This is a genomic window from Stenotrophomonas sp. 1L-E-5-B-C3 (assembly GCF_057292075.1).
Genome location: NZ_JBXAWS010000011.1, coordinates 39550 through 51658, shown reverse-complemented (window position 1 = coordinate 51658; position 12109 = coordinate 39550). Strand labels below are relative to the sequence as shown.

General features: G+C 68.6%; 8 protein-coding genes. 6 read left to right on the top strand and 2 right to left on the bottom strand.

Annotation, left to right across the window (positions count from 1 at the left end; genetic code table 11):
- Nucleotides 1-26 precede the first annotated feature (26 nt).
- The 3 genes from AC0Z6F_RS14645 to AC0Z6F_RS14635 all read left to right on the top strand — a co-directional run bounded on the left by AC0Z6F_RS14645 (nucleotide 27) and on the right by AC0Z6F_RS14635 (nucleotide 4219).
- On the top strand, nucleotides 27-467 hold the full coding sequence (locus AC0Z6F_RS14645) for a hypothetical protein (protein ID WP_010482305.1): 441 nt from the start codon (nucleotides 27-29) through the stop codon (nucleotides 465-467).
- 160 nt (nucleotides 468-627) lie between these two features.
- Nucleotides 628-888 carry a YcgL domain-containing protein gene (locus tag AC0Z6F_RS14640; protein ID WP_010482302.1) on the top strand — a complete coding sequence of 87 codons (261 nt, stop codon included), beginning with the start codon at nucleotides 628-630 and terminating at the stop codon, nucleotides 886-888.
- Nucleotides 881-4219 (top strand): ankyrin repeat domain-containing protein, encoded by a 3339-nt coding sequence (locus AC0Z6F_RS14635; protein ID WP_197581999.1) that lies wholly within the window; start codon nucleotides 881-883, stop codon nucleotides 4217-4219. Before AC0Z6F_RS14640 ends, AC0Z6F_RS14635 begins: the two co-directional genes overlap by 8 nt.
- A 204-nt stretch (nucleotides 4220-4423) precedes the next feature.
- On the opposite strand, the gene AC0Z6F_RS14630 is transcribed toward AC0Z6F_RS14635, so the two are convergent.
- Complete coding sequence (locus AC0Z6F_RS14630) at nucleotides 4424-6211, bottom strand: monovalent cation:proton antiporter-2 (CPA2) family protein (RefSeq protein WP_012512457.1); 1788 nt, start codon at nucleotides 6209-6211, stop codon at nucleotides 4424-4426.
- A 340-nt stretch (nucleotides 6212-6551) separates the two neighbouring features.
- Here AC0Z6F_RS14630 and mgtE point away from each other — a divergent pair, with 340 nt between their 5' ends.
- The gene (gene mgtE / locus AC0Z6F_RS14625; protein ID WP_012512456.1) at nucleotides 6552-7922 is read left to right on the top strand and encodes a magnesium transporter; all 1371 of its coding nucleotides are present in this window, start codon (nucleotides 6552-6554) and stop codon (nucleotides 7920-7922) included.
- Between the two features lie 84 nt (nucleotides 7923-8006).
- Nucleotides 8007-10733 (top strand): bifunctional acetate--CoA ligase family protein/GNAT family N-acetyltransferase, encoded by a 2727-nt coding sequence (locus AC0Z6F_RS14620; protein ID WP_485617505.1) that lies wholly within the window; start codon nucleotides 8007-8009, stop codon nucleotides 10731-10733.
- A gap of 48 nt (nucleotides 10734-10781) precedes the next feature.
- Here AC0Z6F_RS14620 and AC0Z6F_RS14615 read toward each other — a convergent pair whose 3' ends face one another.
- Nucleotides 10782-11162 carry a YbjQ family protein gene (locus AC0Z6F_RS14615; RefSeq protein ID WP_485617503.1) on the bottom strand — a complete coding sequence of 127 codons (381 nt, stop codon included), beginning with the start codon at nucleotides 11160-11162 and terminating at the stop codon, nucleotides 10782-10784.
- A 138-nt stretch (nucleotides 11163-11300) separates the two neighbouring features.
- Between AC0Z6F_RS14615 and AC0Z6F_RS14610 the strand changes: the two genes are divergently transcribed.
- Nucleotides 11301-12008 (top strand): alpha/beta fold hydrolase, encoded by a 708-nt coding sequence (locus AC0Z6F_RS14610; RefSeq protein WP_012512453.1) that lies wholly within the window; start codon nucleotides 11301-11303, stop codon nucleotides 12006-12008.
- The last annotated feature ends 101 nt before the right edge of the window (nucleotides 12009-12109 follow it).

Sequence of the window (12109 nt, the reverse complement as noted above, 5' to 3'; positions counted from 1 at the left end):
CGCACCCTCGACAAGGAGATGTTCCGATGCGCCGCACCCTGATGATCGCCACGGCCACCGCACTGCTGGCCCTGGCCTCCACCGCTTCTGCCCGCGATACCCGCGTGGAGCAGTCCCTGCAGGAACTGGTCAGTTCGCAGGCTGCCAAGGACGCCGGCATCGACGGCAGCGTCCGCTTTTACCTGGCCGGCCAGCCGGTCAGCGTGCAGCAGCGCCTGGGCGAAGACGTGACCAACAAGAAGACCAACGCCGCCAACAAGAGCGATGCCGAGGCCTGCCGCTGGGTCGCGCTGTCGGCGCTGCGCGCGCTGCAGGACGGTGCCAAGTCGCGCGGCGCCAACGCCGTGGTCGACATCGTCAGCTACTACAAGAAGAACGAGTTCAAGAGCAGCACCAACTACGAATGCTATGCCGGTGCGATCCTCGCCGGTGTCGCGCTGAAGGGCACCTACGCCAAGGTCAAGTAAGCGCCCGTGTGGCAGCGGCGTTGGCTGAACGCCGCCGCCACATTGCTGAATCCCGCCGGGGAAACGCCGCCGATCACGCCGCCATCGTCGGCTGACGGCTTTCCCCGGTGTCGGCTTTCCGACACAATCATGGCTCTTCCCGGGTTATCGTCCCGCGGACATGCACGCCTACGTCTATAAAAGCCAACTCAAGCCGGACACCTACGTCTACGTTCCCCGTCGCGATGATTTCAGCGCGCTGCCTGCGCCGCTGCTCACCTCGCTGGGGACGCTCGCCTTCGTCCTGGACGTGGCCCTGGATGCCCAGCGCCGCCTGGCCCAGGCCGATCCGGAAAAGGTCCGCAGCGAAATGAGCGAGCGCGGGTTCTACCTGCAGGTGCCGCCATCGGTGGCCAGCCTGATGCCGCGCCACTATGACTGACACGTCCCGTCCGCGCGCCCTGTCGATCGCCTTCGCCGTAGGCGCCGTGCTGGCGCTTGGCGCCGCCGTGGGCGGCGTTCCAGGCGCCATCCTTGCGGCACTGGCGCAGCCGGCGTTCGCGCTGGGTGTGTCGTGGTGGCGTCGCAGCCGAGCGCTGCTGCCGCTGAAGATCGTCGCGCGCCAGGACCTGCCGGCGCTGCTGGCGTTGTGGACGGCGGCGCCGCTGTTGCTGGCGCTGCTGCTGGCCTGGCCGCTGGCGGCGCTGCGTGACAGCGGCAGCCTGGCCGCGGTGCTGGGCCTGAGCGTGCTGGTCAGTGCCGGCCTGCTGGCGGCCTGGCGCACCTGGCCGCTGTGGAACGATGTCGAACGCCTGGATGGCAATCTCGCCCAGCATTGGCAGGCGCTGGCCGGACGCGATCTGACCGCCTGGCGCGGTCTCGGTGTCGCCGCGCTGGTGATCGCGCTGGCCGCGCTGGTGGTGCTGCCGGCCTGGCCGGGCCTGTTGCCGGAAGGCGCGCGCTGGCCCGCCGCGCTGGCGGTGGTGCTGCTGTCTCCCGTGCTGCACCTGCTGCTGCAGCGGGTGGCGCCGGCACCCTTGGTGTCGCTGCGCGCGAGCCCGTTGGCCAGCGCCGGCAACGAGCACGAACCGATGTTCGCAGCTGCGGCCGAAACCGCGCCGCTGGAGGCGATGGCGCCGCAGGAGCTGACCCCGGCCCTGTATGAAGCCGCCCGCCATGGCCGCATCGACCGGGGCCTGCAGTTGCTGCAGGCCGGTGCCGATCCGTATGCGCTGCCGGACCCGAACTGGCGCGACCAGCGCAGCCTGGCGGTGCTGGCGGCGGTGCTGCCGGACCTGCGCCTGCTGCGCGAACTGATCGCCCGCGGCGTCGATGTGAATGCGCCGCACCGGGGCATGACCCCGCTGCTGGCCGCCACCCGCGACAGCTGGCACGGCCGCCCCGAAGCGGTGATGACCCTGCTCGCCAACGGTGCCGATTCGCGTGCCATCGACAGCGATGGCAACACCCCGCTGCACCATGCGGCGCGCAGTTCCGACCCGGGCGTGGCCGCGCTGCTGCGCGATGCCGCCGCCGAAGTCGACGCGCTGAACAACGAGGGCTGGTCGCCGCTGGCCGTGGCCTGCCAGGTCGGCAACTGGCGCCTGGCCCGCTTCCTGCTCGAACGCGGTGCGCGCAGCGAACCGGCCGAAGGCACCCCGGTGTTGCTGGCCGCGGCCGCCACCGAAGACGACGATCCGGCCGGCGTGCAGCTGCTGCTCAAGCACAAGGCGCGGGCTGACGCGCGTGATCGCCAGCGCCGCAGCGCGCTGCATGAGGCCGCACTGGCTGGCCACGTCGAGATCATCGGCGTGCTGCTGGGTGCCGGTGCCAATCTGGAAGCGCGCGATGCGCTGGGCCGTACGCCGTGGCTGGAAGCGGCCCGTGCCGGCCGCGCTGCCGTGGTCGAGCATCTGCTGCCGCACAAGCCGGATCTGGTTGCGGTGGACGGCGAAGGCCGCAATGCGGTGCAGCTGGCGGCGATGGCCGAGGATGTCTCGCCATTGCTGATCAAGCGCCTGGTCGAGCTGGGCATCGCCGCCGATGCCACCGATCCGGTTGGCCGCCGTGCGGTGGACTACGCCGCCGAAGCCGGTCGCTGGGCGATTGTGGCCCTGCTGGACCCGTCCTATCCGTTGCCGGCCGCCGTCAGTGATGGCCTGGCCGAGCGCGGCGAAGCCGCCAGCGCCAGTGGCCTGCTGCCGGACCGTCCGCCGCTGACCCTGCTGCGCGAAGCGCTGGGCTTCGGCAACACCGATGGCATGGCCGCGCTGGCCAAGCTGTGCCAGCCGGAAGAGCTGGGCGGGCTGCTGCTCGACCCCGAACTGGCGCTGGAGCCGGCCGCGGTCGATTGGCTGCTGGCCCACGGTGCGGATCCCTATGTGCGCGACGCCTGCTCCGATACGCCGATGTTCGCGCTGCTGTCGCGCGGCATCGATGCAGTGCCTGCGCTGCAGGTGATGCTGCAGCGTGGCCTGTCACCGGCCGGCCGCGGTGGCCTGGCGCGCTTCCTTGCCGCCTGCGCGCAGCACGACCAGGCCGCCCGTGGCCTGGAACAGCTGGCGCTGGAACTGCTGGAACGTGGTGCCGATCCGTTCGCGGCCTCGCCGGCGGGTGACCCGCCGTTGTCGCTGGCAGTGCGCCTGGGCTGGCTGCGCCTGCAGCAGGCCCTGCTCAAGGCCGGTGTCGATCGTGAAGCGCGTGACAGCCATGGCATGACCGCATTGCATCTGGCCACCGCATTGGCCCGCGAAGGCGCGCTGAAGCTGCTGGTGCAGCACGGTGCCTCGCCGGAAGCACGTGCCGCCGACGGCCAGACGCCGCTGGGCGTGGCGCTGTCGATCGGTCGCCGTGACCTGGCCGACTGGCTCGACTGGCGGGTGTGGCCGTTGCCGCGCCGCACCCTGCGCGAGGCCGATCTGCCGGCCGCTGCGATGGCCGGTGACGTCGATGCGGTGCGCCGCCTGATCGATCTGGGATTTGCCGTCGACGCAGTCGACGCACAGGGCTGCACCGCGCTGCTGCGTGCGGCCGGTGGTGGCCATCTGGCAGTAACCGACCTGCTGCTGGCACGCGGCGCCGATCCGCAGCACGCCGCTGCCAGTGGCGCGACGCCGCTGTCGGCGGCGGTCAGCATGCGCCAGGTGGACATCGTTTCGGCCTTGCTCGACGCCGGTGCCAAGCTGGAACACCGCCTGCCGGGCGGCGTGACCGTGCTGATGCTGGCTTCAGCGCTGGGCCTGCCGGACATCGTTGCGCGCCTGCTCACTGCCGGTGCCGACGTGCATGCCGGTGACGCGCAGCAGCTGGGCCCGCTGCACTGTGCCGCGCTGTACGGTTTCAGTGCCCGCGACCGCTCGCGCCTGCTGGCCCTGCTCGACACCCTGCTGCTGGCCGGTGCCGAACCGGACCAGGCCGCTGCCGGTTCGGTCACGCCGCTGCTGCTGCTGCTGGGTGCGCGTGCCGAGCCGGGTACCGCCTGCGACGAGCAGGTGGTGATGGCGGCGGTGGAACGCCTGCTGGATGAGGACGTGAGCCTGGACGTGCGTGATCCGCGCGGTTTCGGCCCGCTGCACCTGGCCGCGCTGCATGGTCTGCCGCTGCTGGTGCAGCGCCTGCTGCGCGCCGGTGCCGATCCGGAAGTGCGCGACAGCCTCAACCGCAGCCCGCGCGAGATCGCGGTGATGCGGGGCTTCATCGACGTGGCCGGCGAGTTCGAGCCGCGCGTGCCTGGCGTCTCGTCGATGGCGCGGTTCCTGCGCGACAACGGCTGACAGGCCGGGGTCGGATCCCTTTCCAGCGGAAAGGGCTCTGACCCCAACACCGCGCTGCGGGAATCTGTAGTGGGTAGTGCCGGCCGCTGGCCGGCAACCTCATGAAACCTCCGGGATCCCGAGGCTGCCGGCCAGCGGCCGGCGCTACCGGGTCCACCATCCATCGGGTGGGTGCCGACCGTTGGTCGGCACACCGGCTGGCTGTCACCGCTCCTTGTCGCCGTCACTTTCCGCGTCGGCTTCAAACAGGTGCATCAGGTCATTGCGTGCATCGCGCGAGGTCTGGATCACCGCAGCCTCGTCGTCGTACACCAGATACTGGTCGCGCAGCAGCTGCTCGTCGTGCTCACGGAAGCGCTGTACGTGGCGTTCGGCCACTTCAGGTGCAACACCCAATGCAGTCAGCACGCGCCCGCTCATTTCCAGGCTGGTGCCGAACACTTCGCGGAACGGTTCGGCCGACATGTCCATCAGGCGCCACGCATGCTGGCGGTTGCGTGCACGCGCCAGCACCTTCGCGTCCGGGTACAGCCGGCGCACCATGCGCACTGCACGCAGGTTGGTCTCCGGGTCGTCCACGGTGATCACGAACACATCGATGTGTTCGCCGCCCGCAGCGCGCAGCATCTCCGGCCGGGTCGGGTCGCCGTAATACAGCTGGTTGCCGAAGCGGCGCAGGTCGGCCACGGTGTCCGGATTCGCTTCCAGTGCCACGAACGGCACCTTCTGCGCGGTCAACAGGCGCGCGATGACCTGGCCGAAGCGGCCCATGCCGGCAATCAGCACTTTCGGCCGGTTGTCCGGCGCCACCTTGTCGGCCTCGGCTGCCTCGCGCGGCGTTGCCTTCTCCTGGCCGAGCAGCTTGAGCAGCGCGATCATCAGCAGTGGCGTGATCGCCATCGACAGGCCGACGATCGCCACCAGACGGTCATGGTTGGCGCTGCCCAGCAGGTGCGCGCGCTGCGCTTCGTTGAACACCACGAAGGCGAACTCGCCGCCCAGCCACAGCACGCTGCCCAGTAGCAGCGAGTGCCGTGAACTGAGCTTTGCGATGCGCCCGATCACGTACAGCAGGCTGAATTTGACCACCAGCAGGATCGCCACGCCGGCGGCGATGAGCCACGGCTCGGCAACGATGCGGTCGAGGTCGATGCCCATGCCCACCGCAATGAAGAACAGGCCCAGCAGCAGCCCCTTGAACGGCTCGATCTGCGCTTCCAGTTCGTGCCGGAACTCCGAGTCGGACAGCAGTACGCCGGCCAGGAACGCGCCCAGGCTGGGGCTGAGGCCGGCTTCCTGCATGAACCAAGCGGTGCCGAGCACCACCAGCAGGGCAGTGGCAGTGAAAACTTCCGGGCTGCGGGTGCGCGCGATGATGCTGAACACCCTGCGCAGTACCGGCCGCCCGCACAGGATCACCACCGCCAGCGCACCCAGCGCCACGGCCGCATCTTCCCAGCGCAGCGTCTCGTTCTTCACCCCGCCCAGCAGCGGGATGGCCGCCAGCAGTGGAATCGCGATCAGGTCCTGGAACAGCAGGATGGCGAACCCGAGCCGGCCATGGTCGCTGTTGATCGCCTTGTGTTCTGACAGCAGCTGCAGGCCCACCGCAGTGGATGACAGCGCCAGCGCCACGCCCACCACCAGCGCACTTTTCCATTGGAAGTGGTCGAGCAGCAGCAGGCCGCCCAGCACCAGCCCGGACAGCGCCACCTGCGCCGCACCGGCACCGAATACCGAGCGTCGCATTACCTTCAGGCGCGCGGGCGACAGCTCCAGCCCGATCACGAACAGCAGCATCACCACGCCGATCTCGGCGGCGCCGAGGATGCGATCGGCGTCCTGCACGAAGCCCAACCCGTCCGGGCCCAGTACCACGCCGGCCGCCAGGTAGCCCAGCACCGCGCCGAAGCCGAATTTCTTGAACACCGGCACGGCGATGACCGCCGCCAGCAGCAGCACCAGGGCCAGTTCCAGACCGCCGCTATGCATGGGAATACCTGGTCATCGGGAAGCCGCTGCGCGTCCGTTCGGGTAGGAAAAGCGTGGCGAGCGCCACCCGGCCATTATGCGCGCCGCTCCGTGCAGGCACGAGAACGACCTGCGGGGCCGGGCCACGCCGCGCGGCGCGGGTTGACCTGCAATGTCGCCGGGTCCAGACTGCCCGCCGCTGGCGGCGCGTCCGCCAGCACACGCATCCCGGAGTCCCCAACCCATGTCCAGCGACAGTAGAAGTCGACCTCGTTCGACGCCAGCGATGGCCACCGCCTGACATCGGGACGGTTTGCCTGCGTTGGCGTTGCGCGAGGTCGCACCCCCACAAGGCAATCCGATGAACCAGAAGCAATTGCTGCGCCCGGTGGCCGATGCCGCCACACTGGCCGCACCCCTGGCGAACTACAACACCGCCGACGCGGTGGAATTCCTCAATACGCTGGAACTGACGCGCGCCGCGGAAACGCTGGCGGCGCTGTCATTGCCGCGCGCGGTGAAGATGCTCGAAGCACCGGAGCTGCACCGCAGCGGCGAGCTGGTGGCCGCGCTGCCGCCGGCACGCGCCGCGGCCCTGCTGGGGCTGATGGCCGACGACCGTGCCACCGACATCGTCCACGAGCTGGACGAAGAAGAACGCGCGCGGCTGATCCCGCTGCTCGGCACCGATGCCCGCCAGGCCATCCAGAAGCTGCTCAGCTACCCGCCGAACACCGCCGGCGCGCTGATGACCACCGAGTACGTGGCGGTACCCGCCAGCTGGACCGTTGCGCAGACCCTGCAGCACATCCGCCAGGTCGAGCGTACCCGCGAGACGGTGTACGCGATCTACGTGCTGGACCCGGCCAGCCAGCAACTGCAGCAGGTGGTGACCATGCGCCGGCTGATCACCGGCCTGCCCGAGGAGTCGATCCTGGACGTGGCCCAGGTCAATCCGCCGGTGACCGTGGATGCACTGATGGACCAGGAGGAAGTGGCGCGGCTGATCCGCCGCCACGATCTGCTGGCGATTCCGGTGGTCGACGCGCAGCAGCAGATGCTTGGCATCGTCACCGTCGACGACGTGCTCGATGCGCTGATCGAAGAGTCCACCGAAGACGCGCACAAGTTCGGCGGTATGGAAGCACTGGACAAGCCGTACATGCAGATCGGCTTCTTCGAGATGCTGCGCAAGCGCGCCGGCTGGCTGAGCGTGCTGTTCCTGGGCGAAATGCTGACCGCCAGCGCGATGCAGCATTACGAGGATGAACTGGCGCGCGCGGTGGTGCTGACCCTGTTCATTCCGCTGATCATGAGTTCGGGCGGCAACTCCGGTTCGCAGGCCACCTCGCTGCTGATCCGCAGCCTGGCATTGCGCGAGCTGCGCCTGCGCGACTGGTGGAAAGTGGCTCTGCGCGAGGTTCCGACCGGCATGGTGCTGGGCGCCATCCTCGGCTGCCTGGCCATCGTACGCATCGTGATCTGGCAGCTGGGTGGCCTGCACGACTACGGCGAGCACTGGATCCTGCTGGCGATCACCATCGGTGCGGCGCTGGTCGGCATCGTCACCTTCGGCTCGCTGTCCGGCTCGATGCTGCCCTTCATCCTCAAGCGGCTGGGCTTCGATCCCGCAAGTGCCTCGGCCCCGTTCGTGGCCACCCTGGTGGACGTGACCGGGCTGGTGATCTATTTCAGCATCGCCGCGATGATCCTGCACGGCACGCTGCTGTAACAAAAAGGGGACGGAGGGGATTAAGTCGTTTGTGCCACAAACGACTTAATCCCCTCCGTCCCCTTTTTTGGGTACCGTAGGCGCATGAGTACCTACCACCTGCAGTCCGTGTTTCGTCCGCAGTCGGTCGCGGTGATCGGCGGCAGCCCGCGTGAACGCTCGGCCGGCCGCGCGGTGATGCGCAACCTGCGCGGCACCGGCTTCCCCGGCAAGGTGGCGTGGATCAACCCGCGACACGCCGAGATCGATGGCATCCGCACGGTCAAGCGGTTGAAGGACCTGGACTGGGTGCCCGAGCTGGTGGTGATCACCGCCCCGGCGGCGATCGTGCCACAGGTGGTACGCACCGCCGCCGAGCGGGGCGTGCAGTCGGCGATCATCCTGACCGCACACCTGGGCGAAGGCCCCGGCTCGTTGTCGGCGCAGGTGGAAGCGGTGGCGCGCAAGCATGGCCTGCGCATCCTTGGCCCGCACTGCCTGGGCGTGATCGCACCGCATGCGCGGCTCAATGCCAGCATCGCCGCGCACTTCCCGCAGGCCGGTGACCTCGCGCTGATCTCCGAATCTTCGGCGATTGCGGCGGCGCTGGTGGAATGGGGTGTGGCGCGCTCGGTTGGCTTCTCCGCCGTGGTCTCGCTGGGCGATACGATGGATGTCGACTTCGGCGACCTGCTCGACTACTTCGCCACCGACTACCGCACCCGCGCCATCCTGCTCTACGTCGAGCAGATCAAGGATGCGCGCAAGTTCATGTCGGCCGCGCGTGCCGCCGCGCGCGCCAAGCCGGTGGTGGTGGTGAAGTCCGGTCGCGCCGAGCGCGTGCAGCCGGGCAGCCGCGATACCCATGTGCAGGCGCTGGCCCGCGCCGACGATGTCTACGGTGCGGCGTTCAACCGTGCCGGCCTGCTGCGCGTGAGCGCGCTGGATGAGCTGTTCACCGCCGCCGAGTCGCTGGGACGGCTGGGGACGTTCCCCGGCCGACGCCTGGCCATCCTCAGCAACGGTGGCGGCGTTGGCCGCCTTGCGGTGGACCAGCTGATCGCATTGCGTGGCACGCTGGCCAACCTGTCCGACAGCACGGTGGAGAAGCTTGACGCGGTGCTGCCGCAGGGCTGGTCGCGCAGCAATCCGGTCGACATCGTGGTCGACGCCGATGGTGAGCGCTACGCATCGGCCATCGAAGCACTGCTGGCCGATAACGAGAATGATGCGGTGATGGTAGTCAATGTGCCGACCGCGTTCACCTCGTCCGCTGATGCCGCACAAGCGCTGACCCGCACGCTCGGCCTGCGGCCGCGCCATCACCGCGACAAGCCGGTGTTCGCGGTGTGGCTGGGCAACGACGATCAGGCCACCGCGACGCTCAATGCGGCACGCGTGCCGACCTATCCGACCGAAGCCGAGGCGGTACGCGGCTTCCAGCATCTGGTGCGCTACCGCGAAGCGCAGAACGCGCTGATGGAAACGCCGCCCAGCCTGCCGCAGGACTTCAGCGTGGACGCGGCGGCCGCGCGTGCACTGGTCGACGCCGCGCTGGCCAACGGCCAGCAGTGGCTGGACCCGCTGGCCACGCATGAACTGCTCAAGGCCTATGGCATTCCGTCCGCGCCGGTGATGCATGCGCGCGATGCGCACGAGGCCATGGACCTGGCGCAGCCGCTGCTGGAACGCGGTGCTACGGTCGCACTGAAGATCCTGTCGCCGGATATTCCGCACAAATCCGAAGTGGATGGTGTGCGACTGAACCTGGCGACGCTGCCGGCGGTGCAGAGCGCGGCCCATGCGATCCTGTCGCGCGCGCGCCAACTGCGTCCCGACGCCCGCATCGATGGCCTGCTGGTGCAGCCGACCATCATTCGCCCGAAGGCGCGCGAGATCATCGTCGGTATCGCTGATGACGCGACGTTCGGCCCGGTGATCGTGGTCGGCCGTGGTGGTACTGCGGTCGAAGTGATCAACGACAAGGCACTGGCGCTGCCGCCATTGGACCTGCGCCTGGCCCATGAACTGATCGGCCAGACCCGCGCCTCGCGCATCCTCAAGGCCTACGGCGATGTGCCCGCCGCCGACGAGCGCGCACTGGCGCTGGCGCTGGTGAAGCTGGCGCAGCTGGCCGCCGATATCCCCGAAGTGCGTACGTTGGACATCAACCCGCTGCTGGTCGACAGCAAGGGCATCCTCGCCCTCGACGCCCGCGTGGCGGTGGCACCGTCGCGCATCCTGCACAAGGGCCGTGGCCATCCGCGCTTCTCGGTGTTCCCGTACCCGAAGGAGTGGGAGCGTACCATCGAACTGTCCGACGGCGGCCGCGCCTTCGTGCGCCCGGTGCGACCGGAAGACGACGCGCTGTTCCGTGCGTTCTTCGCCCGCGTCAGCGACGAGGACCTGCGCCTGCGTTTCTTCCAGTCGGTGAAGCACTTCAGCCACGAATTCATCGCGCGCCTGACCCAGCTCGACTACGCACGCTCGATCGCGCTGGTGGCGATCGAGCCACGCAGTGGCGAAATGCTGGGCGCGGTGCGCCTGCATGCCGACGCCGACTACCATCGCGGCGAGTACGGCATCCTGATCCGCTCGGACCTGAAGGGCCACGGGATCGGCTGGCGATTGATGGCGATCATGATCGAGTACGCCAAGTGGCTGGGCCTGGACGTGGTTGAAGGCCAGGTGCTGCGCGAGAACAGCACCATGCTGGCGATGTGCCAGAGCCTGGGCTTCAAGACCCGGCTGGACCCGGACGACCCGACGGTGATGATGGTGACCCTGCCGGTGCAGCAGGTAGAGGTGCCCGAACCCCCGCCGGCGGCGTGATCGTTACCACATCGGTAGCGCCGGGCCATGCCCGGCGGAACGTCGGATTCAACGCAGCGGCTCCACCACCACCGCCGTGCCATAGCACAGCACCTCGGTCAGCCCGGTCATCACATCGGTGGCGTCGTAGCGCATGCCGACGATCGCGTTGGCGCCCAGCTGCCGCGCGTGCTTGACCATGTCGCGGTAGGTTTCCTCGCGAGCCTGTTCGCACAGTTCGGTGTAGATGGTGATGTTGCCGCCGAAGATCGTCTGTATACCGCCAAGGAAATTGCCGACGATCGAGCGCGAGCGCACGGTGATGCCGCGTACCACACCCAGATTGCGCACGATGCGATGGCCGGGCAGCTCGAAGGCGGTGGTGACCAGCGCATTGTCGAAGCGCAGTGTGGGCGGGGAAGGGGAGCCGCTGTTGTAGGGGTCTGCCATGGTCGCGTCCGTATCGTTGCCTTCTGTAGAGTCGAGCCATGCTCGACTGGCTGTGGAGCAGTCGAGCAAGCTCGACTCTACAATGCAACCGCCCGCTGCAGCATGGCTCCGTCACCGTGATGGCGCGACAATAGCCCCATGACCGACCGTATTCCCCTGTTGCTACTGCCCGGCCTGCTCAACGATGCCGAGCTGTGGCGCTCACAGTTGGCTGATCTTGCCGACATCGCCGATTGCACGGTGGGCGACCAGACCCGCGGTGAAACCCTGCAGGCCGTGGCCCAGGATGTACTGGCTCAGGCGCCGGAGCGCTTTGCGCTGGCAGGTTTCTCGCTCGGCGGCTTCGTCGCTCAGCAGATCCTGCGCATCGCGCCCGAGCGCGTGCTACAGCTGGCGTTGATCGATACCTCGATCCATGCCGATTCGCCGGAACGTGCCGAGCAGCGCCGCAGCCAACGTGCCAGCGTGCGCCTGCCGGGAAAATTCCACGGCTTCGGTGACGCGTTGATGCGCAGCTACATCGATGCCTCGCGGCTGGACGACTACGTGCTGGTGCAGCGTGTGCGCGACATGACCGCGCGGTTGGGCGCCGAAGTGTTCCTGCGCCAGAGCGCGCTGGAGCGCCGCGATGGCCACGATGTGCTGGCCGGGTACCGCGATCCGCTGCTGATCGTCTGCGGCGCAAACGACCGCATCACGCCGCTGGCGGTGAGCGAGGAGGTGCACGCCCTGGTGCCGCATTCGCAGCTGGTGGTGGTGCCCGATTGCGGGCACCTGGCACCGATGGAAAAGCCGGACGAGGTCAGTGCGGCGATGCGTGGGTGGTTGCTGCAAGGCGAGGGATAGCTCTGCCTTTGGTAGGTGCCGACCTTGGTCGGCACGATGTGTCATCGACTGACCAGAGGTCGGTACCGACCAAGGCCGGCACCCACCGATTCCGATACGTA